This window comes from Mesorhizobium sp. 01N446 (assembly GCF_056399285.1).
The window spans coordinates 851,620-877,457 of record NZ_JBFTRA010000002.1 but is presented as its reverse complement, the minus strand read 5'-3'; the positions used below and the strand labels follow the sequence as shown (position 1 = coordinate 877,457).

Annotated in this window: 21 protein-coding genes and 1 pseudogene; 9 read left to right on the top strand and 13 right to left on the bottom strand. The window is 63.6% G+C overall.

Annotation, left to right across the window (positions count from 1 at the left end):
- Window positions 1–4: 4 nt before the first annotated feature.
- Together AC1DPX_RS12565 and AC1DPX_RS12560 are read right to left on the bottom strand one after the other, a co-directional pair.
- Window positions 5–1,111, bottom strand: coding sequence for a glycosyltransferase family 2 protein (locus tag AC1DPX_RS12565; RefSeq protein ID WP_477236975.1), 1,107 nt, complete (start codon window positions 1,109–1,111; stop codon window positions 5–7).
- Window positions 1,108–2,280, bottom strand: coding sequence for an acyltransferase family protein (locus AC1DPX_RS12560; RefSeq protein ID WP_477236973.1), 1,173 nt, complete (start codon window positions 2,278–2,280; stop codon window positions 1,108–1,110). Before AC1DPX_RS12560 ends, AC1DPX_RS12565 begins: the two co-directional genes overlap by 4 nt.
- A 496-nt stretch (window positions 2,281–2,776) precedes the next feature.
- Between AC1DPX_RS12560 and AC1DPX_RS12555 the strand changes: the two genes are divergently transcribed.
- From AC1DPX_RS12555 to AC1DPX_RS12540, 4 genes are all read left to right on the top strand, one after another.
- Entirely contained in the window at window positions 2,777–3,061 is a 285-nt protein-coding gene (locus tag AC1DPX_RS12555; RefSeq protein WP_477236971.1) for a hypothetical protein, read from the top strand.
- Between the two features lie 57 nt (window positions 3,062–3,118).
- Entirely contained in the window at window positions 3,119–3,805 is a 687-nt protein-coding gene (locus AC1DPX_RS12550; protein ID WP_477236969.1) for an aspartyl/asparaginyl beta-hydroxylase domain-containing protein, read from the top strand.
- A 151-nt stretch (window positions 3,806–3,956) separates the two neighbouring features.
- A complete protein-coding gene (locus AC1DPX_RS12545) occupies window positions 3,957–5,042 on the top strand; it encodes a histidine kinase dimerization/phosphoacceptor domain -containing protein (RefSeq protein WP_477236967.1) in 1,086 nt (361 codons plus the stop codon).
- Window positions 5,043–5,228: 186 nt separating this feature from the next.
- Window positions 5,229–6,110 carry an EamA family transporter gene (locus tag AC1DPX_RS12540; protein ID WP_477237507.1) on the top strand — a complete coding sequence of 294 codons (882 nt, stop codon included), beginning with the start codon at window positions 5,229–5,231 and terminating at the stop codon, window positions 6,108–6,110.
- A 60-nt stretch (window positions 6,111–6,170) separates the two neighbouring features.
- Here AC1DPX_RS12540 and AC1DPX_RS12535 read toward each other — a convergent pair whose 3' ends face one another.
- Both AC1DPX_RS12535 and AC1DPX_RS12530 read right to left on the bottom strand, forming a co-directional pair.
- A complete protein-coding gene (locus AC1DPX_RS12535) occupies window positions 6,171–10,289 on the bottom strand; it encodes an autotransporter outer membrane beta-barrel domain-containing protein (RefSeq protein ID WP_477236965.1) in 4,119 nt (1,372 codons plus the stop codon).
- A gap of 232 nt (window positions 10,290–10,521) precedes the next feature.
- Entirely contained in the window at window positions 10,522–11,595 is a 1,074-nt protein-coding gene (locus AC1DPX_RS12530; RefSeq protein ID WP_477236963.1) for an AraC family transcriptional regulator, read from the bottom strand.
- A gap of 281 nt (window positions 11,596–11,876) precedes the next feature.
- On the opposite strand from AC1DPX_RS12530, the gene AC1DPX_RS12525 reads away from it, so the two are divergent.
- The 4 genes from AC1DPX_RS12525 to AC1DPX_RS12510 all read left to right on the top strand — a co-directional run bounded on the left by AC1DPX_RS12525 (window position 11,877) and on the right by AC1DPX_RS12510 (window position 15,321).
- Window positions 11,877–13,022 carry a helix-turn-helix transcriptional regulator gene (locus AC1DPX_RS12525; RefSeq protein ID WP_202358753.1) on the top strand — a complete coding sequence of 382 codons (1,146 nt, stop codon included), beginning with the start codon at window positions 11,877–11,879 and terminating at the stop codon, window positions 13,020–13,022.
- Between the two features lie 240 nt (window positions 13,023–13,262).
- On the top strand, window positions 13,263–13,967 hold the full coding sequence (locus AC1DPX_RS12520; RefSeq protein WP_202358754.1) for an outer membrane protein: 705 nt from the start codon (window positions 13,263–13,265) through the stop codon (window positions 13,965–13,967).
- A 73-nt stretch (window positions 13,968–14,040) separates the two neighbouring features.
- Entirely contained in the window at window positions 14,041–14,760 is a 720-nt protein-coding gene (locus AC1DPX_RS12515) for an outer membrane protein (protein WP_477236961.1), read from the top strand.
- Between the two features lie 135 nt (window positions 14,761–14,895).
- Window positions 14,896–15,321 (top strand): SPFH domain-containing protein, encoded by a 426-nt coding sequence (locus AC1DPX_RS12510; protein WP_477236959.1) that lies wholly within the window; start codon window positions 14,896–14,898, stop codon window positions 15,319–15,321.
- 31 nt (window positions 15,322–15,352) lie between these two features.
- Here AC1DPX_RS12510 and AC1DPX_RS12505 read toward each other — a convergent pair whose 3' ends face one another.
- Window positions 15,353–16,291 carry a LysR family transcriptional regulator gene (locus AC1DPX_RS12505; RefSeq protein WP_477236957.1) on the bottom strand — a complete coding sequence of 313 codons (939 nt, stop codon included), beginning with the start codon at window positions 16,289–16,291 and terminating at the stop codon, window positions 15,353–15,355.
- Window positions 16,292–16,378: 87 nt separating this feature from the next.
- On the opposite strand from AC1DPX_RS12505, the gene AC1DPX_RS12500 reads away from it, so the two are divergent.
- Complete coding sequence (locus tag AC1DPX_RS12500) at window positions 16,379–17,389, top strand: zinc-dependent alcohol dehydrogenase family protein (protein WP_477236955.1); 1,011 nt, start codon at window positions 16,379–16,381, stop codon at window positions 17,387–17,389.
- A 7-nt stretch (window positions 17,390–17,396) separates the two neighbouring features.
- On the opposite strand, the pseudogene AC1DPX_RS12495 reads toward AC1DPX_RS12500, so the two are convergent.
- From AC1DPX_RS12495 to AC1DPX_RS12460, 8 genes and pseudogenes are all read right to left on the bottom strand, one after another.
- A pseudogene (locus AC1DPX_RS12495) lies at window positions 17,397–17,583 on the bottom strand (hypothetical protein); the annotation flags it as partial.
- A 98-nt stretch (window positions 17,584–17,681) separates the two neighbouring features.
- Window positions 17,682–18,053: a hypothetical protein gene (locus AC1DPX_RS12490; RefSeq protein ID WP_477236953.1), complete on the bottom strand. Its 372-nt coding sequence runs from the start codon at window positions 18,051–18,053 to the stop codon at window positions 17,682–17,684.
- A 12-nt stretch (window positions 18,054–18,065) separates the two neighbouring features.
- Window positions 18,066–19,040 carry a hypothetical protein gene (locus AC1DPX_RS12485; RefSeq protein WP_477236951.1) on the bottom strand — a complete coding sequence of 325 codons (975 nt, stop codon included), beginning with the start codon at window positions 19,038–19,040 and terminating at the stop codon, window positions 18,066–18,068.
- 18 nt (window positions 19,041–19,058) lie between these two features.
- Window positions 19,059–20,486 (bottom strand): DUF2272 domain-containing protein, encoded by a 1,428-nt coding sequence (locus tag AC1DPX_RS12480; protein WP_477236949.1) that lies wholly within the window; start codon window positions 20,484–20,486, stop codon window positions 19,059–19,061.
- Window positions 20,487–20,502: 16 nt separating this feature from the next.
- Complete coding sequence (locus tag AC1DPX_RS12475; protein WP_477236947.1) at window positions 20,503–21,408, bottom strand: hypothetical protein; 906 nt, start codon at window positions 21,406–21,408, stop codon at window positions 20,503–20,505.
- A gap of 421 nt (window positions 21,409–21,829) precedes the next feature.
- Window positions 21,830–24,142 (bottom strand): xanthine dehydrogenase family protein molybdopterin-binding subunit, encoded by a 2,313-nt coding sequence (locus tag AC1DPX_RS12470; RefSeq protein ID WP_477236945.1) that lies wholly within the window; start codon window positions 24,140–24,142, stop codon window positions 21,830–21,832.
- Complete coding sequence (locus AC1DPX_RS12465; RefSeq protein ID WP_477236943.1) at window positions 24,139–25,122, bottom strand: FAD binding domain-containing protein; 984 nt, start codon at window positions 25,120–25,122, stop codon at window positions 24,139–24,141. The genes AC1DPX_RS12470 and AC1DPX_RS12465 overlap by 4 nt, the downstream gene beginning before the upstream one ends.
- A complete protein-coding gene (locus AC1DPX_RS12460; protein WP_477236941.1) occupies window positions 25,119–25,592 on the bottom strand; it encodes a (2Fe-2S)-binding protein in 474 nt (157 codons plus the stop codon). Before AC1DPX_RS12460 ends, AC1DPX_RS12465 begins: the two co-directional genes overlap by 4 nt.
- Window positions 25,593–25,838: the final 246 nt, after the last annotated feature.

Genomic DNA, 25,838 nt, shown 5'->3' with positions numbered 1-25,838 from the left:
GCCTCTAGCCCACCCGATGCGATGCCAGAACCGCTGCGGCGGGCGCGGATTTGAAGAAGTATTCCACGGCGTCCGCCTGCTTGCCGGCCGACAGCGAGGCGCGGCTGAGCCAGGGCGCCCAGGCGCCGGGCCGCAACGCATATTTCTCGCGGCGGCGGATGGCGTTCCACTTCGCGGTCCGTGTCAGCAGTTCATGCGTCAGCGGCGGCTGCCTTTCGTCGGCGACGAGCTGGTAGAGGAAATAGAACAGGTTGAGCGCGCCGGCCTCGAAGCTCGGCCGCGTCTCGTCCGGCAGCGGGCAGATCCGCTCCTCCAGCGCCAGAATGAAGTCGGCCGCGCGGGCAACCGTGTCGTGGCTGACGGCTTCGCCGATGTCGCGCAGGTCGCGCGTGGTCCCGGCAAGGCCCTCGCGCTCGAGGTTCTCGGCCACGATGCGCAAATGCGTCCTGCGCATCTCCTTGCTGTGCCGGTGGGTCACGCTCCCCTGATGGATCCGGTAGACGAGCAGGTTTTCGGGCATCATGGCTGCCGGGTAACGAGCGGCCAGCCGCCGGAAGAGATCGAAATCCTCGGCGTGCCGGTAGGTCGGGTCGTAGTGGAGAGCCGCGTCCTCGATGACCTCCCTGTTGTAGACGACCGTCGGGTGCATGAAGATGGTGAAGAACATCGCCAATATGGGCATGCGGCCGAACTGGAACACCGGATCTGGCTTGCCCCTGGCGATACGGCCGCGGATCAGCATGTCGACGCCGGCGCCGCAAAAGCCGAGCTCGGGCCGCTGTTCGAACAGCGCCACCTGGCGCGACAGGCGCCAGGGATAGGCGATGTCGTCGGCGTCCATCCGCGCGACGAGTTCGCCCCGCGCGACCGCCAGCCCTTCGTTGAGCGTCGCGACGAGGCCGCGATTTTCGCGCGAGATGATCGAGACGCGGCTGTCGGCCTGCCGGTATCGCTCGAGGATATCGAGCGAATTGTCGCTCGAGCCGTCATCGATCGCGATGACCTCCAGGCGGCGGTAATCCTGCCGCAGGATGCTTCCCAGTGCCGCGACGAGATAGGGGCCGGCATTGTAGACCGGCAGCAGGACGGAGACGAGCGGCGCGGCGGTCATGGTCTTGCATCCGTTCGCGGGAGGTCGAGGGATGGCGTGCGGCCATCGGGCGATCCGCCGGCATAGGCTTCCACCGGCCTCGCAAACCAACCGGCATGACCGGCCTGGGCTCGCCGGACATACGGGAAGTGGCGCTTGAGGCTGTTGAGCGGCCTTTCGAAAACCAGCCAGGAAATCGAGGCCACGACAATCGTGGCGGTGCTTGCGACCAGGAACCGTCCCGGCCCTTGCTGCGAGACATTGAGCGGAATCCAGGGCTGCGACTTGACGGCGAGCGACAGCAAGATCGGATGATAGAGATAGACGCCGTAGCTGATACGGCCCAGCGCCAGCAGCGGCGGCAGTTCCGCAAACCTGCCAAGCGTGCCGCCGAGCCCGCGCGAACAGGCGGCGACGATGGCCACCAGCGGCACCAGGGGCAGGATCTGCAGCAGCAGCCAGCGGGCCCATTCCAGCGTCGGATCGGGAGGTGCCGGGACAAACCACTCGATGATAAGGAACGCGGCCGCGAAGGCCGGCCAGCCCAGCCGCATCCATTGCGGCAGGCCGTCGCCCCTCGACCGCCAGCAGGCCAGCAGCGCGCCCGACGCCAGCGCGTCCATCGAAGCCGGCGGCAGCAGGTCGCGCGCCAGCGCCGGGGTGGCGGTCACCGGCCAGTAGAAGCGATAGGCCAGCGACAGCGCGATGACGCCGATGCAGATCGTTTCGAAGCGACGCCGTGGGGCGAGCAGGACGACCAGCGGCCAGGCGAGATAGAACTGCTCCTCGATGCTCAGGCTCCAGAAATGGCACAGCACCCAGGGGTTCCAGTCATTGCGCAGCGCATACCAGAAATTCGACAGATAGAGCGCATGCCAGAGCAGCGATCCCTTGGACTGTTCCAGGTCGACCAGCCAGACGAAACCCAGCACGGCAAAATAGGGCGGGAATATCCGCAGCGCCCGCCTGATATAGAAGGACCGCAGCGCGGGGCCGGTCTTGAACGCGGCGGCCGAACGCGCTTCCAGAAGCAGGCGCGTGATCAGGAAGCCGCTCAGCACGAAGAACAGCCGCACGCCGATATGGCCCCAGAAGGAAGATCCTCCCGCCGCGAAGAAATGAGAGTACAACACCATCGTCACTGCGATGGCCCTCAGTGCATCCAGCTGGATGTCGCGGGCGTTTGCCATCAGCTTGCGCCCATGTGATGTCCGTGCCGCCTGGCTGCTTCGAGCCGCAGGTCAAGACGAACGATACCTGCCCTCGGCCCGGTACCGTCAAACCCGAGCCCTGCGAGTCCATCCGAGCCAGGAACGAATTCGACGGATGGACAGCTCAAGTTCGTCAAGCTGGCGGAATCCTCCACGGCGTATGTCCAGTCGCAAACGAGTCCCCCAGGTGATGGTTCGGTCACGGCATTGTGCAGTGCAACACAAAAAATTTAGCAAGCTGAAATACTTGTGTGAGAAAGGCTATAAATCGGCAAAAAGCTGCCATTTTCCGGCTTCTTGCGATCTTTGACAGGAATTCAACCTTTTGGTTCGAGTTGGTGTCTATATGCCCGCCTTGGTTGATCGGAAGCATTTCTGCCCTGGGGGCAGGAGGCGTTCGAATCTTTGTAAAAAAATCTCGAAATTTGAGAAATCTACATTTTATCTATTGCGATCATTCGGAACTGCCCGGCGAATGAATTGGAATCATTGGCTTTCTGCGGTGCAGCATGGTGGCGAGGCGTCGAGCCTCGAAAGCACGCTCTCCGAGACCAGCCTGCCCGACGTGCTCGACGCGCAGCGTTCGCTCTATCCGGCCGAGGAGTCACTGCTGCGAAGCCGCGTGCTTTTGGCGACCGACTGCATCGCCCTCAACAAGGGACTCAGTGGCGGCTCGGGCGGTGCGTTCGACAGCACGAAACCCGAGATCGCCGACGTCAAGACCGGCCCACGGCTGGCGGTGCAGCGCACGGCGTCGTGAACAAATGTGTAACCAAAATCGGGGGCCGTCCGCTTATGGTGCGATGGAGGCCATCCGATGTCGCGCACCTACGATCTTGCATCCGATGTGGTCCGGCGTGTCTATGAAAGACGGATAGACGCGCCGGCAATCCTCGATACCGCCACGGAATTTCCGAACGCGGCGAAATTCACCGCTGCCTGGCGCGACCTCCGCGACGAAGCGCTTGGCGTGCATCTGGGCAAGGTCCCGCGCTTCCACGACATCATGCCCGAGCAGGCCGAGATATCGGCCAATGACGGCCTCGACTGGCGCATGTTCGTGCTCAAGGCCTATGACGTGGTGGTGCCGGAGAACCTGGCGCGGATGCCGGTTCTCAGCCGCCTGCTGGCCGAATGCCCGGAGGTCAAATCGGCGGCTGTCTCGTTCCTCGCGCCGCGCAAGCACATACCCAGTCATCGCGGGCCATTCCGCGGCATCATGCGGTTTCACCTGGGCCTGGTCATTCCGCGACAGGCCGATGGCCGCCCGGCAACCATCATGATGATCGACCGTCAGGAGAAACGCATCACCGACGGCGAAGGCATGCTGTGGGACGACACCTACCCGCACGAGGTGATGAACAATGCCGACGAAGCGCGCATCGCCTTGCTGCTCGATGTCTGGCGTCGGGGCATGCCCTGGGACATGGAATTGCTGTCGCGGCTGATCGTGCGCGGTGTGCAGGCGGGCATGCGCCTCAGGGGCGTGTCGTTCAGCGGCTGACCCGGGGGCGGGCGACTTGGCGGCCTAGGGCGAGCGAAACCGATTTGGCGCCTTGACGTGGAGGCATGTGCCAGCATCCTCCTGTATTGTGATGGCAGGCCCGCCCTATCGCTGATACTGATGGCGCTCACACACAGCACAGGCGCCGCAGATGACATCCGACACACAGAAGGCCGAAGCGGTCGAGCAGTTGCTCGATACGCCAGACCTTGCCAGCGCGCTGGAGAGCGAACAGTTCAAGAAATTCCTCGACCAGGTGCCGATCGCCATTGCCGTCTCGGACCTCGGCGCGAAGGAGCGCGTCGTCTATGCCAATCCGGAATTCGAGAAACTGTCGGGCCTGAAGGCGGCCAGGCTGGCCCAGAAGCACTGGGCGGCACTTTCCGGCACTGGCCTGCACCGGCAGAAGGACCGCGCGCTGTTCGAGGCGTTGGTCGAGGAGACCGATTTTGTCGGTACGTTCCGGCTGGAGCGGGCCGAGCATACGCCGGCGATCGTCGACGCCTATTCCAATGTCATCGAGGACGACAATGGCAAGGTCTGCTTCCGGCTGGTGGCGCTGGTCGACGTCTCGGCGCATGGCGAGACCGAGGATGCAGCTTCGGTCGAGGAACGCGTGCGCGAGAAGGACACGCTGCTGCGCGAACTGCAGCACCGGGTGAAAAACAATCTGCAGATGATCACCGCGCTGATCCGGCTGGAGACGCGCAACGCGATGGAGCCGGACCAGAAGCGGTTCGAGAGGCTGGCCGGCCGCGTCGACGCGCTGGCGATCCTTTACCAGACGCTGTCGGGCGACGATCACAAGGACGAGGTCGATCTCGGCGTCTATCTCAGCCAGATCGCGTCGGCGGTGATGAACTCGCATGCGGTCGAGGGCATTCGCCTCGACATGAAGGTCGATACGTATCCGGTGTCGATCAACGTCGCCATGCCGACCGGGCTGGTGGTGAACGAGCTTTTGACCAATGCGCTCAAGCATGCCTTCAAAGGGCGCGACGGCGGCACGATCACGCTGCATAGTATCGTGAACGGCGATGGCTGCCGTATTGTCATTGCCGACGACGGCATCGGCCTGCCCGAAGGCGAGACCTGGCCCAAGCCCGGCAAGCTAGGCGCGCTGATCGCGCGTTCGCTGACCGAGAATGCCAAGGCGGAATTCGACGTGAATTCGAGCGCCAGCGAGGGCACGCGGGTGACCATCGTCTTCAAGCGCTCCGTTGCCGCCGCCGCTTAGGCAGGCAGCTCCAACCATGCCGTGAATGGCCGGAAGGGTGTTCCCGACTTCCGGACCCGTTCCAGCGCTTGCCCCAGCCGACTGTCTTCCCGTGCCTCACGACAGGCCTGCCCGGGGAGGCCATAGCTGCCAGCCATGCCGTGGGTCGGGCGGATGCCCGGCATGGCAGGGAAGGGTGAAACAGAAGTGACATCGATGCCAATTGCCAGTCGCGAAGCGGCGCCCTTGCCGGTCGCGGCGCTGATGGGGGCCATGGTGTCGATCCAGATCGGCGCCACCTTCGCCAAGACCCTGTTCCCGGTGATCGGCGCGCAAGGCACGACGACGCTGCGGCTGGTCATCGGAGCGCTGATGCTGATCGCGGTGCTGCGGCCCTGGCAGATGCGGCCGTCGCGCGCCACCATGCCGTGGCTGGTCGCCTATGGGGTGACACTCTGCGCGCTCAACCTCTTATTCTACGCAGCCCTTGCCAGAATCCCGCTCGGCGTTGCGGTGGCGCTCGAATTTTCCGGGCCGCTGCTGGTGGCGACGCTGACCTCGCGGCGCGCCAGCGATTTTGCCTGGATCGCGCTTGCGCTGGCCGGCATCATCCTGTTGTCGCCCTTCATCCACTCGCTGCAGCCGCTCGATCCGACCGGGGTGATGCTGGCGCTGGCGGCCGGGGGCTTCTGGGCGCTCTACATCGTGCTGGCGCAGAAGGCGGGTGCGGAGCTCGGCACCCGCACCACCGCCTATGGCATGGCGATCGCCGCCGTTCTGGTGGTGCCCTTCGGCGTCGCGCAGGCGGGAACCGGGCTGCTGGCGCCGTCGATCCTGGTCAGCGCGCTGCTCGTCGGCCTGTTTTCCAGCGCATTGCCGTTCTTCCTGGAGATGGTGGCGCTGACCCGCATGCCGGCCCGCATCTACGGCACGCTGACCTGCCTGGAGCCGGGGCTCGGCGCGCTGGCCGGCTTTCTGTTCCTGCACGAGAGCCTGACCCCGCCGCAGCTCGCCGGCATCGCCGCCGTCATCGTCGCGGCCGCCGGCACGGCGCTGACCTCGAAGCCGCCGGTGCCTTCGCCGGAGTAGGGGGACGCCAGAACACGGACCGCACGACGTCAATTGGCGTGAACCGGCGGCCTGCTGTCGTCAGAACTTGACGCTAAGGTTGGCCTTGGCGCCGTTGTCCGCCGCGCCGCTGCCGAACTGCCCGGTATAGGACAGGCCAAGCGTCGCATTGGCCGACATTTTCATGTCGAAGCCGGCCTCGATGACCGCCGCATCCCTGGCGATCGGCACGCCGGCGATGGTGAAGGCGTCGCCGCCGGCGAAGGCGAAGCTTGAGCTCGGCGTGACATCGCCGAAAGCGTGGCGCCAGCCGAGCATGGCGCGTGCGGTGGCCATGACGCCGCCGAGCGCGAAATCGGTCGAGCCGCGCAGGCCGAGTGTGGTGAAGGTGGCGTCGGTACTGGTGCCGGCGCTGGTCAAGGCCGCCGCACCGCCGGTTTCGCTGAAGCCGTCCGTGTGCACGCTGACATAGGCGAGATTGGCGAAGGGCTCGAACTTGAATTGTCCGGCATCGGCCTTGTAGGCAAGTTCGCCGAACATCTGCGCGGCGCCGGCGTCGTAATCGGCCGACAGCGCATCCGTGAAGCCGTTGAAGGCGACGGAGCGATGTGTCGAAAGGCTGCTCCAGCTGTAGGCCGCACCAGTGCGGAAGGCGATGGCCCCCCAATTGGTGCCGCCATAGAGGCCGAGATGGTAGCTGTCGCTCTTGCCGGAGGAATTGCGATCGTCGGCATCGAAGCTCGAATGGCTGTAGCCGCCCAGAACACCGACGCGCCAGCCTCCGACCAGCGTGTCGGCGCCGGCCAGCAAGCCGCCGGTCGAGCGGTCGAAGGCGGCGGCGTTGCCGTCGCTGTCCGCATTGCCCCAGGAGCCAAAAGCCTGGCCCCAGACGGCAAAGCGATCAGTGTCGGCGGCGACCATTTCGGGACCGCCTTCGCCATAGGCCATGACCGGCAGCGCTGCCGTGCTGCCATCGCCGAAAGCTGAAGCGATGCGGTTGGTGGCGGCGTCGCGAACGAAGCGGGAGTCCTCGAGCAGCATGCCCTTGGCCGAGGCATGGATTTCGCCCGAGAGCTGGTCGAAGGCGTTCTGGGCGGCTGCTTCGCTCGGCAGGCCCATGATGGCATCAAAGAGCGGATTGCCGGCCCCCAGGCTTTCGGCGCCGCCGCCGGTGGCGATCTGGTTGGGGGTCAGGCCGACCTCGGCGAAGGACTTGGCCTGCACCACATCGAGATAGACATGCGTCGCGTCGTAATTGGCGACAAGGCCGACGAACGGACCAGCCCCGGTGAGCGTGTAGGTGCCGATGACGCCCGTATCGGCTTGCAGGACCGTGTAATGCGTGCCCAGCACGTAAGGCGCGGCATCCGTCTTGACCACGTCGAGGACAGCGCCGGCGGCGATCGTCGCCGTGCCCGTCGCCTGGATAAGATCGGACTGGCCGGCGGTGGTGAGCTCGACCTGGTAGACCGAGCCCACTGCCTGGTCGATGTCGCCGGCGACCTTGAGGGTGCCGATCGAATTGCCCGGTGCGATGATGCCGCCCGACTGGGCGACGATGCCGCCCACCGTACCGTTGCCGCCCAGCGTGCCGCCCGAGATCGTCACCAGCGAACCGGCCAGCGAACCATTCACGGCCAGGCGTCCGCCGCTCACATTGGTGGCGCCGGTGAAGCCGCTCGAATCGGCGGTCAGGTTCGTCGTGCCGGCGATCTGGTTGATCGTCCCCAGCCCGCTGATCGTGGCGCCGAACGCGTAGTTGGCTCCGGTGTGATTGAAATTGAGCGTGCCGACGCCACTGCCGAACTGCAGCGCGGCCGGGCCGAAAACGCCGGCGCCTGTGGCCGCGGAACCTGCCGCGGCGCCGATGTTGAGCGTGCCGGTGGAACCCGCGTGGCTGGCAATGGTGACGATGCCGCCCGCCGAAACCGTGCCGCCGTTCGAAATCGTCAGTGTGCCCGATCCGTCGAGGCCAACAATAAGGCCCGCGCTGCTGGTCCAGGTCGAGCCTGCGCCGTCGACCGTCGCCATGCTGGTCGAGCCTGGATTGAAGCCGACATAGCCCCAGGCATTGCTGACCGCGCCGCCCTTCAAGACGTTCAGTTCAGCGGTTCCGAGGTTGCCGATATAGAGGTCGCCGCTGTTGGCCCAGGCAGAGTTGGCATCGCTTACGGTCACGACGCCCTTACCCGTACCGCCATTGCCAACGGTGCCGCCCACGCTCTTGACGGTGCCGCCGTTCGAGATGGTCAGCGTGCCGGTGCCCACCGTGCCGACGAACAGCGCCGAGCTGTTGATCCAACTCGAGCCGGCGCCGTCGACGGTCGCCGTGCCGGTTGAGCCCAGCGATTTCCCCAGGTGGCCGACGGTGTTTTTCACGGTGCCGCCGCCCTGGATGGTCAGCGTGCCGACACCGCCGCCGCTGACGCCGAGATAGAGACCTGAACTGCTGTTCCATGTCGAGCCCGCGCCGGTGACCACCGCGGTGCCGGCGGAGTAGTTGCCGAGATAGCTCAGAACGCTGTTGACGGTGCCGCCGTTTGAAATGGTCATCGTCGCGGTGCCGCTCCGGCCGACAACGAAGAGACTGCCGCTGTTGGTCCAGGTCGAGCCGGCGCCGTCGACGAACACCGTGCCGGTCGAGGCGGCACCATAGCCGATGGTGGTCGAGGCGCTGCTGACGACGCCGCCGTTCGAGATCGACAGCGTGCCCGTGCTGAGGCCGCCGACATACATGTCCGCGCTGGTCCAGGTCGAGCCGGCATTCGCGACGGACACCGTGCCGGTCGAGCCAGCCGAATTGCCGATATAGGCCGTGGCGTTGCTGACCTTGCCGCCATTGGTGATCGCCAGAGTGCCCGCGCCGAAATCGCCAACAGCCAGGTTGGAACTGTTGGTCCAGGTCGAGCCGGCACCGTCGACGAACACCATGCCGGTCGAGCCAGCCAAGTTGCCGATCTGGGCCGCGCTGTTGCTGACGGCACCACCTTTGGAGACCGTCAACATTCCCGTGCCATGATTGCCGACGAGCAGATTGGAACTGTTGGTCCAAGTCGAGCCGACGCCGTCGACGGACACCATGCCGTTGGAGTCTGCATACGAACCTATGGTGCCCGTGGCGTTGCTGACCGCACCGCCCTTGGTCACGGTCAGCAAGCCGGTGCCGTTGTCGCCGACAGTCAGATTCCCGCTGTTGGTCCAGGCCGAGCCCGCGCCCGAGACCATCGCAGCGCCGCTGGAACTGGAGTACTCGCCCACGGTTCCATCAACATTGCCGACCGTGCCGCCATTCGTGATGTTCAGGATGCCGGTGCCGTTGAAGCCGACATACAGGCTGGAGGCGACGGTCCAATTGGATCCCGCACCGTCAACCGTCACGGCGCCGGTGGAGCCTCCGACATAGCCGAGCGCAGCGGCGCCGCCAGTGCTGACCGCGCCGCCCTTCAGAACGTTCAATGTCCCGTTGCCGGAGTTGCCGACATATAGGTCCGAGCTGCTTGTCCAGGTCGAACCCGCACCGTCGACCGTCACCGTGCCGTTGGAGCCCGCATGCCAGGCGATGGTGCCGACGGCATTGCTGACCGCGCCGCCCTTGGTGATAACAAGCGTGCCCGTGCCATGTTCGGCTACGTACAGGTCGCCGCTGTTGGTCCAGGTCGAGCCGATTCCGTCGACGGTCGCGGTGCCGGTGCCGCCGGAGCCGACATGACCCACGGTGTTGCTGACGGCGCCGCCGTTCGAGATCGTCAAGGTGCCGGTGCTGCTCGGACTGGCGGCAAGGAAAAGGTCCGAACTGTTGTTCCAGGCCGAGCCTGCTCCGGTCACCGTCACGACGCCGTTCGTGTCCGAAAGATAGCCCAGAAAGGCGGCAGTGCTGCCGAGCGTGCCGCCGTTTTTGATCGTCAGCGAGCCGGTGTGGCTCGCAATGGTGCCGAGAAACAGATAGTGCGCGGCCGCATTTGCCCCGTCTATCACGGTCGGATTCGGGAATGTCGCATTGAGCGTAACGTCGTCGCCCGAGGTGGGGACAGCGGCGGGGTTCCAGTTTCCGACGGTGAACCAGTCGGTGGAGGCGGCACCGGTCCAGTTATCGGCAGCCGAGGCAGTGATTGGCTGGCCAAGCCAGACCAGCGCAGTCGACGTCAGCATGAGATGCTTCAACGCCTTCGCCTTGCGGCCTCCAAATTCGTGCTGCGGCATGCAATCCCCTGATGTGGCGGTCGTTTCGCCCTGACCCGACATGTCATCGGCGTCGGGCTGTTGTCTTGGGCAGGGCCGCACCGGAATTGGACTGGAGCGAGGTGCGGCGGCTTTTCCGCGCACTGTGATGGTTTGGCACCATCGGGCCTCTCGGGTGCGGCTGGAGGACCGACCTCCGTCTCGAAGGGAGGGGGAAATTGCGCCGCCCGTCCGGCAGCGGAACCTTCCGGATCTATCGCACGCTTGTCGGCGTTTGGCCGAAGCGGCGGCGGAAACAGCGGTTGAAGTAGGACACATCGCTGAACCCGTTCATCAGCGCGATTTCGCTGATGCGCATGGCGTCATTGTGCCGTTGCGAGAGCATCTTGCGTGCTCCCTGCAGGCGCTGTTCGAGAACACGTTCGGAGAAGCTGATGCCTGTCTCCTGGAGCAGGTCCTGGACATAGCGCGCCGACAGCCCGAGCTCTTTGGCCACGCCTTGCGCGGAGATGCCGGGATTGGCGAAGCCTCCGCGAATTCTAGTCAGAATCGCCTGCGTGCGTACCGCACGTAGACCTCGCGCATCCGCGTTGTCGTGCGCCGTCACAGGTGCGGCAATGGAAGCGGTGGCGGCGATCAGATCGGCAATATGATCGGCCACGAACTGCATGGTCGGTTGAGACTCGGCTTCTTTCTCATCGGCCAGAACACCGACATAGGCACGAACAAGGGCGTTGATCATCATGGAGCCAGACACGACGGTCATCAGGCGATCCTCAAACCCCGCATATCGCTCACGCACGCGTTCTCGATCGGTCTGCACGGCGATCAGGCAGCATTGCCCGTCGCTCACACGGATGATTGAGGGAGCGCTCTGCTCGACAAGAACGGACGCGCCTTGACTGAGGTCGACGCTCCTTCCCGACTGGTCAACGCTGAGCGGGGAGTGTCCGGCATTGAGAAGCAACACGACATTGTTGGTGCCCTGGGCCGCAATGTCTTCAGTGGTTCTCGATATCGATTTGACAGTGCCGTGGATCGTACCGACCGAAACGTCGCGAGCTCGAACAATCCTCAGCTCGCCTTCGAACGACCTGCCGATGGCCGGATCTGCACGCAGACGGGCATAACCGGATGTCAGCGATGAGATCCATTGCTCTTTCTGGATTTGTTCGCCGCCGATCAGGTCGCTGGAATTGTAGATAATCCTGTGCAAGCATCCCTCAGAGGAATACGGCCTTTCGGAAGAACTGCCTTTCGAAGCCGCGATCGAAGCGCCAAGATGCTCCGGCAAATCAACCGATGAAAACACCGTCTTTCGTGACAAGGAAGCGCCCCCGCTGAACCCGCAGTCTCAAAAAAATCGAACGCGGCGCTTTCCATTCCGGGAATAACCAGCGACATAGGTCGCCAAGCGTTCAACGGATCGAGTTGAACCCTTAGTCGAGCTCAACCACGCTTGGCGTCACCCGAAAGTATGACGCCAGCAAAATCGTCCAGGTGGGATTGGCGTCCTTGCGCCGACCCCGCCGCTCAGAATTGCTGGTTTCATCTCGTGCCCGCCATCCCTCATGCGAGAGGTGGGCATGCCGGGATGTAGGAGAAACGGTGGAAAGGCTTAGCAGCGAAGTCCTTCTTTCGATTGTCGGCGATATCTATGATTGCGTGCTGAACCCCGACGGGTGGACCGGGGTGATGATCCGCATCACCGAAACCATGGACGCGGCCTATACCACCATCGCGCTTGCCAGCACCGCCGGCAATCATGGCCGCTTCGCGGCCCAATCGCCCTGGAATCCCGAGCAGATGCGCGTGCTCCAGGAAGATTATGACTTCGACGCGATTCCCGGATTGAAGGCCGCGGTCGTCGGCGATATCGACACGCCCGTCGCGACACTGTCGCATATGAGCGAAGCCGATCTTCAGCGGACGCCGTTTTTTCAGAATTGGGCCAAACCGCAGGGATTGCGTGAAGGCTGCATCACCAAATTCGTTCATACACCGGACCGTATCGGGCTCATGGGTTGCACCACGCGGGCGAGCAGGGAGGTGATTTCGGCCGAGGAGCAGCGGTTCCTGGCATTGCTGTCGCCGCATCTGCGCCGTGCCTCGCTGATCGGCGATCTGCTCGATCAGGCCCGCGTGGCCGCCAATCTTTATCGCGCGGCGCTCGACCATCTGGCCGTCCCTGTCGTTCTGACCGGCGCCAACGGCGCGATCCTCCATGCCAATGGAGCCGCCGAGCTGATGCTCTCGGGGCATGGTCCGATACTTTCCAGGAACGGCGTGCTCCAGACGGAGAACCCCGCGGTCGCCCGCGCCCTGCTGGAAGCGATCGCCGGCGCCGCGGACGCGGACGGCTCGCTTGGGTCACGCGGCATCGGCCTGCCGATTTCGGCCCCGGGTCAGCCGCCCGCCGTCGCCTATGTGCTGCCATTGACCGAGGGCACAGCGCGCGCGGCTTTCCGGCCCGCCTGTGCCGCTGTCTTCGTCTCGACCACGACATCCTCTTCGCCACTGCCGGAGGCCGTTCTGACCACGCTGTTCGATCTCACGCCGGCGGAGGCGCGGGTTCTGCTGCGCATCGGCAGCGGCTTGCCGGCGTCCAGAAGCGCCTTGTCGCTCGGCATCGGCGAGAACACGCTGAAGACCCACCTCAACCGCATCTTCGCCAAGACCGGCACGCGCCGCCAGGCCGATCTGGTCAAACTCATTTCGGATATTGGCACGCCCGTTGCGGCTCCTGGATCATAGTGCGGGCCGGCTGAGGTTGCCAATCTCCGCCTTGCCGGGGAATCGGCAGCTTGCTGACGCGCCGATTGGCTGCGGCTGATCGGCCACAGCGCTCGGGAAAGTGCAGCGGCGCGTTCCAGGACAATTCCAGTGCGGCCCAGCCCAAGACGCGGCCGGCGGACAATGCAACACCGGGTGCTCGATCGCCGCGGAGCATTTTTCGCGGCGGGGAACCACAACCCCTGGGGCGGCAGACAAACAATGAAAACGATCCTACTCGCTACGGCCTTCATCCTCGCGCCGATCGGCATGGCGTGCGCGGCTGATATCAATGAGGTTTCGCCAGTTTCCGGCTACGACTGGTCCGGCCTCTATGCCGGCGTCGACATCGGTTACATGGCCGGAAAATCCAATTTCTTCGTCGCCGGCGGCGGCTTCGGTGGGGCCTCGGACCTTAACCTTCCCCTCGATCCAGACGGTTTTATTGGCGGCATTCATATCGGCGCCAATTACCAGATGGAGAACCGTTTCGTGATCGGCGCCGAGGCTGACATTGCCTACAGCAATGCCGACGCGATAACGCCCCTCGATGCTAGTGGCGGTGGTTTCAGCACATTGCTTAAGAGCGAACTTAAGTGGTCGGGCGCGGCGCGGCTGCGAGCGGGCTACGCTTTCGATCGGACTTTGCCCTACATCGCTGCCGGCGTGGCCGCGGCAAAGTATGAAGTGACTGCGATTGGCAGCAGCGGCGCCATCCAAATACCATTCCATGATGAGACCCATGTCGGCTGGACCGTTGGCGCCGGCATCGAGCACGCCTTCACCGACCGGTGGATCGCGCGGGCCGAATATCGCTACTCCGACTTCGGCAGCAAGGACCTCTCGATAGCAGCCGGTCTGCTCACGGAAACGCATGTCGATCTGCGGACGCACGATGTGCGGGTCGGCCTCAGCTACAAGTTCTGAGCCGCCAGGCCGAACACCCCCGCGCGCCTTTGCCGCGCGGGGAAACGCAATATTTCGGAACAGCAGACAAACGATGAAAACCATTCTTCTCGCGACGGCCCTAATCCTTGCACCGATCGCCACGGCTTGCGCGGCGGATAGCAATGAGGTCATGCCGGTTGCCGCCACCTACACCTGGTCCGGCGCCTATATCGGCGCGCAAGCCGGCTATGCCTGGGGAAACGCGCGGGTCGGGCAGACCTTCGCGCCGGGCAGCTTCGACGACTACGGCTGGGCTTACAGTCCGTCTGGCGGGTTTGGCGGCCTGTATGCCGGCTTCAACCATCAGTTCGAGGGCGGGCTGGTTCTTGGCGTCGAGGGTGACTACAGCTTCGCAAGGGTGAAGGACACCACGCTGTATCGAGCCCTCGGCGTCGATGATCCTACCTTTGGCGGCGTGCTGAAGCTGGATTCCGTCGGATCCGTTCGCCTGCGGGCCGGCTACGCGATGGATCGGTGGCTGCCGTTTGTTACCGCAGGCCTGGCAGTGGGGTCCTACAAGCACGCCACGGTGGATCTTCCCAGCGGCGTTGCCTATGCCGACGCCAAGGGTACGATAGCGGGCTATACGCTGGGCGCCGGCGCGGAATATGCGGTCACCGACAATTGGCTGGTCCGCGGCGAATACCGGTTTGCCGATTTCGGCCGCCACACCTCCGTGCGCCACTCGACTTTCGATGGGGCTCCCTTCAATTCGGATGCCATCGAACTGACGACGCACGATATCCGCATCGGCATCGCCTATAAATTCTGACCGCCGAAGCCGCGGATTTTCCCCTCGAGAGGGAAGATTGCGTGCCTGGCCACGTCTGCAAATCGCTGACGTCGGCTGCCCATTGGACTTCGCCAAAGCACCACATCCTGGCTTCGCCGGTGTCCGTCATCGGCTATGTCGCGCCAGCTGCGCTCGGTGCTCGGCAAGCACGAGCTCGACGAGATGCTGGCCGAGCGCGACAAGCTCAACAGCGACATCCAGGAGATACTCGACCAGCGCACCGATGCCTGGGGCATCAAGGTTTCCAATGTCGAGATCAAGCATGTCGACCTGAACGAAAGCATGATCCGCGCCATCGCCAAGCAGGCCGAGGCCGAGCGGCTGCGGCGCGCCAAGGTGATCAACGCCGATGGCGAACAGCAGGCGGCGGCGAAACTGGTCGAGGCGGGCCGCATGCTGGCGGCCGAACCGCAGGCCATGCAACTGCGCTATTTCGAGGCCCTGCACGACATCGCCGGCGAGCGCTCGTCCACTGTGGTGTTCCCGCTGCCGGTGGATCTGCTCAGCCAGTTCATGAACGGGCAGGGGAAGAGTGCGTAATCTCCCCCCTCAAGGGGGGAGATCAGCACCTTCACACCCGCCACGGCGGCTCCGGCGCGAAGCGCTTGCTGATCCAGTCGGCGAAGGCGCGGGTCTTGGCGGCTTGTCCCTTGGCCGAGGGCACGACGACATAGACCGCGCCTTCGTCGGCCAGCGTCCACTCCTCCAGGACAGGCACCAGCCGTCCGTCGGCGAGTTCGCGGCCGATCAGCCAGTCGGTGCTCATCATCAGGCCGAGGCCCTGCACGGCGGCCTCGACCAACACCTCGGCATCGTCGCTGACCAACGGCCCTGAAACCTCGACGCGCGCGCGCCGGCCCTCGCGGTCGGTCATCTCCCAGACCGGAAAGGTCTGGAAGCCGCTGAAGCCCAGGCAGGAATGTTCGAGCAGCGCCTGCGGTGTCCGCGGCCTGCCGGTTCGGGCGAGATAGGCGGGGGCGGCGCACAGCAGCCGGCGCCGCGTCGCCACCTTGCGTGCCACAAGGCGCGAATCCTCCAGCGCGCCGAGCCGCACGGCGACGTCGAAATTCTCGGCGACCAGATCGACGAAACGGTTGGAGAATTCGGCTTCGATGCGGATATCGGGAAATTCGGCAAGGAATTGCGGCAGCAGCGGTCCGATCCACATGCGCCCGAACGTGCCAGGCAGCGCCAGCCTCAGCAGGCCGCGGGGGCCGCCGCCGGCATGCGCCGACGCGGCGGCCTCGGCCTCGTCGACGGAGGCGAGGATGGCGCGCACGCGCAGCAGGAATTCGGCGCCCGCCTCGGTCAGCGACACGCTGCGCGTCGTGCGATGCAGCAGCCTGACCCCCAGCCGCTCCTCCAGCGATTGCAGGCGCCGCGACAGGATGGTCGCGTCGCGCCCGACACGCGCCGCCGCCCTGGTGAAGGAGCGCGCCTCGGCGATGGCCGCGAAGGCCGCCATTTCGGCAAGCGCCGCCGGTTCGTGGGATTGCTGCGCGTTTCGCATTACTCAAATTCAAAATGGAGCGATTATCCAAGAATAGCGCAGCAGATAGGTTCACTCAACCATCAATCATCCAACCGGAGTGAAACCATGAAAGCCATCGAACTGAGCCAACCCAGGCTCGACGCCTTCCGCGCCGCCACTGTCGCCACCCCCGAACCGCAGCGCGGCGAAGTGCTGATCCGCCAGCGTGCGGCAAGCCTCAATTTCGTCGATGTCGCGGTGGCGAGCGGCAATTATCCAGGTCCCAGCTTTCCGCTCATCCCCGTCGCCGACGGCGCCGGCGAGATCGTCGCGCTGGGCGAGGGCGTTGCGAATTTCAGCACGGGCGATCGCGTCGTCGCCCATGCCAAGCCGCGCTGGATCGGCGGCCGGCCGCGGCCCCATGAGATGACGCAGATGCGCGGCATCTCGCTGCCGGGGTCGCTGGCCGAATATGTCGCGCTGCCGGCCAATTCGATCGTGCCGGTCCCGGCGCATCTCTCCTTCGAGGCGGCCTCGACATTGCCGATCGCCGGCACCACCGCATGGAACGCCATCCGCGCCGCCAATATCGGGCCGGGTTCGGTGGTCGTGCTGCTCGGCACCGGCAACGTCTCGATCTTCACCCTGCAGCTGGCGAAAGTCGCCGGCGCCACCGTCATCATCACCTCGTCGTCGGACGAGAAGCTGGAGCGGGCCAAGGCGCTGGGCGCCGATCATCTCATCAACTACCGCGCGACACCGGACTGGGACGGCAAGGTGCTGGAACTGACCGGCGGGCTCGGCGCCGACCTCGTCGTCGAGACCGGCGGCACCGCCACCTTCGCGCGCGCCATCAACGCCACCGCGCCCGGCGGCACGCTGTTCACCATCGGTTTCGTCACCGGCGCCGAGGCCACGGTCAACCTGCTGCCGATCATCATCAAGGCGCTGAAGGTGATCGGCAACAACACCGGGTCGGTGTCCGACCTTCGCGATGCCGCCCGCGCCATCGGCGCTGCCGGGATCGAGCCGGTCGTCGACAAGGTGTTTTCACCTGACGAGGCGGCCGAAGCCTACACCCGCATGGCCGCCGGCGGCCTGCATTTCGGCAAGCTGGTGTTCGGGTTGGAGTGGTAGGGCTAGGTCATCTCCCCCTCGCGGGAGGAGATGGCCCGCCCCTCAGATCAGCTTCTCCCAGCGTGATCGGAAGGTCCCTTATCCTCTTGCCTGTCGCATGGAATACCGCGTCGGCAATCGCGAGCGTGACACCGACGATGCCTAGCTCACCGACACCCTCGCCGCCGAGCGCCGAGGGAGTGCAGATCCGGGAGGGCGCTTACTGTCGAGGATGTCGGCATCACGCAGGCGACTCCCTTGATCCGATCATGGGGACTAAGCTGCGCTTTTGTACTGATTGCGGAGCATAACGCTATTGGGCAGGGGCGGCTGCGTCGTTCATCAGTATTTTGTTGTCATATATAAAGTCTTTGCCGAGCTTGTCCTTGAACTGAGTAACAGCATCCTTCGGGATGATGGCGACGGTGCTGTCCTCGCCTACTTGGAGGTTTGTTCCGGCCTTTGGCGCAATGATGGCCTTGAAATCAGGTCCATTCAGCAAGGTCTTGCCTCCGCTCAACCACTCCGCCGTCTGCTGGTCGCGGCCGGCCTTCACACCCTCGTCGAACCCCTTTTGATGACCATCCTCAAACCCGCGGTTATAGGCATCGTCCAACTTGTCCGCATAAGCCGAGACTGGGTTCACCACAATAATCACCGATGCGATCAATAATTTTCGTATCATGCCAGTGTTCCCTCATCTAAGGTCCTTGAGACGGTCATTCCTCTGCTGATCCGAGGGCAACGAGACGGCGGTTTTATCTGTTGAAACGCTATCCAACGTACCTCGGGTGAGAAATATCGGCGCGTCGGTTACCTGGACGGCGTCACTTGTCAGGTAGACGACGCCGCCCACCAAAAGTGTACCGACAATTGCCACGACCACCCCTGGCGAGCTTGAAGAAAGCGCGAGGGTTATCCCGCCCCAGGTGCCATTGCCGCGCGTCTCCACACTGTCGACGCGCGCCAGCACGAAAATGGCACCTAGAAGTGCCAGGACCGTTCCGGCAATGATGGCAAGAAACTGCGTATATACCCGCATGTACAGCGCGGAGATCGATCGCTTGTTGCGCATGCCGAGGCCGTCATGCTCAAGCCCAAGCAACACCACCTGCGAATCGGTCGGAGAAACCTCTAGGATCTTGCTGAAGTTCATATCTGATTGAAGTGCCTGGGAAGCATCGACAATCTTACCAAGATAAAGGAAGCCTAGCCCTATCATCGCCACGATAACGGCCGCGCAAAGAATTCCGAACCACTTTACGGTGCTGACCTTGAAATGGAAGTCCTCCCGCGTCCTTAATGCCTGGAGAACCTCATTGTCTGTGGCCGGCTTAGTTTCAACTTGTGGCGGGTCTATACCTTGGTCGACCGTTTTCGTGCTGCCTGCCGCATTGTCGGCGCTGCTCGACGTCTCGATGGCTCCATTGCTGCCTGCTGCATCTCCAGCTTTCGCGCCACTTGAGCCAGCATTAGCCGCCATTCCAGCATCGCTGTTCTTTATGCTTGCCCCACCGGCCTCCGCTGGAACATTATTTGGCTGGATGGCGCCTTCTATTGTTTCACCACCGGCGTTGCTGGCTGCAGCCTGGCCTGGCGGACCAGCCGCTTCTGCACCTTTCGTGTCCAAGCCAACATTGTCCTGCGCGGTAAAGGCAACGAAAGTAGGCATCAGAACCCCCGTCAGACGCTATCCGATCAGACCCTGCATGAGACCTTTGTCGAGTTTGCCCTGTGGCTTCGAAGCAGCCTCTCCCTTGGTCACCACGCCGTCATTATTGACGTCTAGCCCGGAATTTTGCGAGTAATATTTGGTTCCTTGCACAAACAAGGCAGACGCGTCGTTCTTTCCGACAGCCGCGGGCCAAAGTATGGCCATGTAGACATCAGACAAACCATTGAGACGGCCCGCATAGGGCAGGAAATACTTCTCGACATAGGCCATTTGCTGAACGGCGCTCATCCCTAGGAGCTGATTAATCGAAGTTCCAAGCGACAGAGCCGTCGCGGGCATGAATTGGATGAGGCCCGTAGCCTGGCTCAGCGGGTTCTGCTTAGTGGGCGAGAATGTCTCTCCGGTTTCGAACGCCATGCAGGCGGTCAAATGGCTTGGGTCGCAACCCAACTTAGTTGCGAGACCGATGACGGCGCTCTTGAGCTGCGGGCTCAGCACCTTGCCCCAGGCTATCGTGTGTTGCCCGGCTGCGTCCTGCATGGCGGGCAGGCCAACATCACCTGCTGCTTTCGCAGCCTGGTCGATGCGGCATTGCATGATGCCGAACAGGTTTTCTCCATTCACGACAATGGGAGACAGGAAGCCATCCGCCCCCCTTGCGAATGGCCGTTTGGTTACTGAGTTCCCGATATTGCCGCCAATGACCCAAACGTGGTCTTTAGTGACCTGGACAATGATGTCGCAATGCCCGTCGTACCAGCCCTGTTTTTGATTGTCGTAGTCGATGCCGGGCTCCCGCGCCCAGCACATCACATCACCAGGCTGCGGCTGATACTCATTCAACCTCTGGCACCAATAGCCAGCTTCCTGCCGACCGGATATGCGGTCACGGATAGCCTGGGCTATGTAGACCGAATGTTTGGTCGAATACCTGAACCTGTCACCGGCGCCGGCAGTCTTCATTGCCCATGAGATGAAGGCCGCCGACCAAGGCCAGTCGGTCTTTGTGCCGTCAATGCCGTCCGTGTTAGTACCGACCTTCCAATATGTCCCTATCCGCGAAGCGTAACCCGGCTGCTGTTCCTTGTGCCCGACGACTATGGCGGTTCCGTTGATGTCGTATTCCTGCCGGCCGAAATATCCCCATTCCTGCGAGCAAATAGCCAGCAGGGAATTGACGAAGGGCGAGGGGCCACCCGGCGCCGTTGGCGGGGGCGCCGCAGGTTTGGCCGCCGGTGGAGGCGCTGCTGGTGGGGGTGGCGGCGGAGGCGCTGCCGGAGGGGGCGCTGGAATCTCGCCGGCATCGTCTGGATAAGTTGCCACGAGCGTGAATGTGCCATCCTCGTCCGGCACCAGGACGACGGACGCGTCGATCTCGAAAAGCAGCTTCATCTGCTGCGCCTGCGCCGCAGTCAGATTGTGAACAACCACAGGAGTCTTCATGATGCCCTCAGTCCTTCTACTTGAGGTATCCAAGATCTCTGGCAATCTTGTCAGCCAAGCTCGCATATTGAGGATCGGTGACTAACCTTCCGACGGTCACCCCGTTCGATTTGGCTTCCACGCGCGCCAAAAGCGCGCGATCAACTTGCCCGCCGGCTGTCAGCGCATTCGCCAACGCAACTTGCCCCGGGCTGGTGCTCACATTGTAGGAAATAACACTTTGCTTGGCGGCTTGCGCCGCTTGCTCATCGGCGCTTACACCTGCCTGTGCCTTGATCATGGCGCCGGTCAGTGTTCCTGCGCGGTAGTAGTCTTCAAGATCTGAAAGCGCCAAGGCGAGTGGATAAGAGGCGTCGTCGTCGCCAAGCCGCTTCAAAATACGCGAGGCGACTATCGCCCGATTTGTTCTCATCTGAGTCTGAAGCAGCTGTATCGTGCTTTTTAAGAGAACTTCATCGTTGTATGCCGATTTTGCTCCAGTCAAACCAGCTGCAACGCCGGATAGAATATCTTTTGTACCAGGAGGAGATACCAGTGTCGACGTCGTATTCAGGGCGATGTTTGCCGTCGTGGCAAGAAAAGCGGCACCCTGACGGCCCGCGGTCAGGGACGTCTCATAGTCAGTGTATGCGAGGTCGATCGCATACATTCTAACAGTTATATAATTATTTCGGTAGGCGCGTCGCTCCTCCAATGATCTCGACTTGTAATAACTGAAGTCGGGTGGCCCGATTTGAGATTTTATCTGAGCCGACTCAGTGCCAATATCGTAAAGGCGCTGTGGGCCTTGAAGAAAAGGCGTACAGCCTGTTGCCAAGATGGCAAAAAAACCGACAATTGTTGCAAGACAAAACGCCGAAAACGCGCGCGTGACTCTAACGGCTGCGCCTCGGCATCTTTTAAGATGCGTGAGCGGCAACATTTTCTATTCCCCCGTCCTGCCTTATCGGGCATCTCTATTTTTGTAGAGTCAAGAAGAATCTTCGATACTTAGGCCGATAACCCGTTTTCTCTCGAAAGTGTGATGGATTATACAGCAACTTTTCCCAACACTGCGGCGGTCCGGGCTCCACGTGGAGCACACCAAGGTCTCTGCAGGGCTCCGCCTTCCGGCACTGGTCGATTGATGCATGCGTTTGGCTGGTCTGACGATACGATCACTCTTCATCAAAGTGCTGCCCATGTTACTGGGCGTATCACGCCACTCCTGTCCTCGCCATTAACCGGAACTTTGCTAGGAGCGGGTCACGGAATACAATTGTGTTTGGACGTAATTCCCAAGGGAAAGCGCTATGCGCTTTTCCCTTGAAAACCGCTCCCACTTTCCTGGAATTGCTCCCTAGCTAGATCAACTTCTCCAGCGTGATCGGCAGATCGCGCACCCTCTTTCCCGTCGCGTGGAACACCGCGTTGGCGATCGCGGGGGCGACACCGACTATGCCAAGCTCACCCACACCCTTGCCGCCGAGCGCCGAGGAATGCGGATCGGGAATGCCGACCGAGATCACCTCGATATCCGGGATGTCGGCATTGGTCGGCACGAGATAGTCGGCGAGGTTGTTGTTGACGATGCGGCCATGGCGGCGATCCATGAGGCCTTCCTCGAGCAACGCCTGGCCGATGCCCATGATGATGCCGCCCTTCCACTGGCTTTCGGCGAGCTTGGGGTTGTAGAGCCGACCCGAATCCAGCGCCGACACCACGCGCGATACGCGCACCGTCCCGAAATCCTCATCGACGCGCACCTCGACGAAATGCGCGCACCAGGAGTGGCGCGAATAGTCGCCCTCGGTGTGCGGCAGCGCCATGGCGATTGTGGTGTAGTTCTTGTAGCGGTCCTCGGCCGTCGAATTGGCCGGCATGGTGTCGCCGGTGGCTTCTATGCGGTCGCGGCCGACGCTCTTGAGCAGTTCGGCGATCGAGACATCGGGGCCATCGCCGCGCGGCGAGCCGATGCGGCCATTGGCGACCACCAAAGTGTTGGCCTGCAGCGCGTGGAAGGGCGAGCGCGGATCGTTGATCGCCAAGCCCACCAGCTGATCGAGCGCCGAGGTCGCGGCCTTGTAGACGGCTCCCGTCATCACGCCGGCCAGCCGCGAGCCGCCACTGACGCCGGCGCGGGCAAAGCGGGAATCGCCAAGCTTCACCACCACGTCATCGGCCGGCACGCCGACCGTCTCGGCGGCGGTCTGCGCCAGGATGGTGTAGGTGCCCTGGCCCATGTCGATCGAGGAGCTTTCGACCTCGACCGAACCGTCGGCGAGGATGCGCACGACAGCCTCGCCATAGGCGCGCCGCACCGGATAGGTGCCGGCCGCCACGCCCCAGCCGATCAGCTGGTTGCCATCGCGCATCGAGCGCGGCTCTGGCGAACGCCTGGACCAGCCGAAGCGCTCGGCGCCCGCGGCAAAAGCCTCGCGCAACTGCCTGGTCGACCAGGCTTTTTTGGCGTGCGGATCCTGTTCGGCATAGTTGCGCAGCCGGATCTCCAGCGGATCGATGCCGACCTCGTAGGCGAGCTCGTCGATGGCGCTTTCGATGCCGAAGGCCGACGGGTTTTCGCCCGGCGCGCGCATGGCGCCCGGCACTACCGAGTTCACCCGCACGACATTCTGCTTCGACGAAAAATTCGGCGTCGCGTACATGATCGAGGTGACCGAGCCCAGTGGCTCGACCCACATGCCGTCGATCGAGGTTTCATTGACGCCGCGATGCACGATCGACTGGATCATGCCGTCACGGTCGGCGCCGATCGTCACCGTCTGGCGCGTCGCGGCGCGGCCGCCATAGCCGGTGAAGGTCTGCGGCCGCGTCATCACCAGCTTCACCGGCCGGCTCAGCATTTTGGCGGCACTCGCGGCCACCGCGCCGTGGCTGAGCGCCAGCGCCTTGGAGCCGAAGCCGCCGCCGACATAGGGCGAGACCAGCCGCACATTCTCGAATGGCACTTCAAACCATTCGGCATAGGTGCGGGCCATGCCGTCGAGCCATTGGCTCGGCTCCCAGACGGTCAGATGATCGCCTTCCCAGCGCGCGACCAGGCCATGCGGCTCCATCGGCGCCTGGTATTCGCGCGGCGTGTTGTAGGCGGCGCAAATGCGCACCGGCGCAGCGGCGAAGGCGGCCGGCGCATCGCCCCATTCCTTGGTCATGGCGTCGATCGGAATGCCGTCGCCGGCCTTGCCGTCGCTGAGATCGACGATGGCAGGCGTCTCGTCATAGCTGACCTTGACCAGTGCCACCGCGGCCACCGCCTGCTCGAAGGTCTCGGCCACGACAGCCGCGATATGCTGGCCGGAGAAGGTGATGTCGCGGGCCAGCGGGCAATAGGGCTTGTCGGGCGGCGGCGTGCCAAGCCAGTCCGATGCGGTTTTGAGGCTGATGATGGTGTCAGGGGTGAGCACTTGCAGCACGCCGGGCGCTGCCTGAGCTTTCGTGGCATCGATCGCGCGCACCTTGCCTGACGCGATCGTGCTTTCGACCAGCACGGCATAGGCGAGGCCTTCGAGCTGCTGCTCGACGGCGTATTTCGCCGCACCCGTTATCTTGGCCGGGCCGTCGACGCGCGACAGCCGGCCGCCAAGGGCTTCCGTCAGCGCGCCGTCGGAGGCGTCGCCCCGTTTTGATTCACCAACTCTGATGTTGTGAACGGTCATGCCGTCTCTCCCAATTTGAGGATGGCCCTGGCGACGACGCGCGGCGCGAGCTCGATCTTGTAGTGGTTGGCGCCATGGTCGACGGCGCCTTCGACGGCGAGCAGGCTGGCGGCGCGGACGGTTTCCGACTCCAGCACCTTGCCCCTCAAAGCCTCTTCGACGGCCCGCGCACGCCACGGTTTGGTGGCGATGCCGCCGAGCGCGACACGCAGGTCGCGGATGGTGCGGCCATCGGCCTCGAATTCGATGCCGACCGCCGCACTTGCCGCCGCGAATTCATAGGACTGCCGGTCGCGGATCTTCAGATAGGTCGAACGGCGGGCGGCGGCGGAGCCGGGGATTTCGATGGCGGTTATCATCTCGCCCGGTTCGATGGCGTGTTCCCTGTCCGGCGTGGTGCCGGGCAGCAGGAAGAAGTCATCCACCAGAAGCTTGCGCTCGCCGAGATGAACGACAGCGTCGAAGGCGACCAAAGCGGTGGCGAGGTCGCCGGGATACATGGCGATGCAGGTTTCGCTGGTGCCGAGCACGGCGTGTCCCCTGGTGACGCCGCCAATGGCCGAACAGCCGCTGCCCGGCTCACGCTTGTTGCAGGCCGAGAAATTCGCGGGGTCGCGGAAATAGGGGCAGCGCGTGCGCTGCATCAGATTGCCGCCGATGGTCGCCATGTTGCGGATCTGGGCGGATGCCGCCTGCCAGAGCGCTTCCGAGATGGCGGGGAAGCGGCTCTTGATGTCGGCATGGTCGGCGACATGGCTCATTCTGGCGAGCGCGCCGATGGTGGCGCCTTGCTCGTTCACGTCGATCCGGTCGAGCCCTTCGAGATGGGTGATGTCGACCAGCGTCTCAGGCTCGGCGACGCCGCATTTGGCGAGGTCGATCAGCGTGGTGCCGCCGGCGAGCAGCATGGCGCCGGGCAGCGCGGCCGCCTGGCGTGCGGCGTCGGTCGATGTGGCGCGCAGATAGGAAAAGTCCCTCACGATGTGAACTCCTGGGCCGCCTGGCGCACGGCGGCGACAATGTGCGGATAGGCGCCGCAGCGGCAGAGATTGCCGGCCATGTATTCGCGGATTTCCTCATCCGAGCCGGCACGGCCTTCGCGGATACAGGCGACCGCCGACATGATCTGGCCTGATGTGCAATAGCCGCACTGGAAGGCGTCCTGCTCGAGGAAGGCAGCCTGCACGGGATGCAGGTCACCCTCCCGTGCAAGCCCCTCTATGGTGGTGATGGTGCGGCCTTCGGCTTGCGCGGCAAGCGTCAGGCACGCCAGCACTCGCTCGCCGTCCATGTGCACGGTGCAGGCGCCGCACTGGCCATGGTCGCAGCCTTTCTTGGTGCCGGTCAGGCCGAGCCGCTCGCGCAAGGCATCGAGCAGCGTGACGCGCGGTTCGAGCTGCAACTCGTGACGCTGGCCGTTGATATCGAGATGGACGGGGATTTTGGTCATGGGCGTCTGGCTCCAGTTGCTTGACGCTGATGGGAAGAGGTGGCGAGGCGATGGCTAATCTCCCCCCTTGAGGGGGAGATGCCCGGCAGGGCAGAGGGGGTCGGTTCGACTGGATGCGACCTCCTGCGGCGGATGGAGGTTGGCGCTCTACGCGCGACGACCCCCTCTGGCCTGCCGGCCATCTCCCCCTCGAGGGGGGAGATAACGCGCTTCGCGGCCTTCGCCAGTCTGCAGTGACCTTGTACC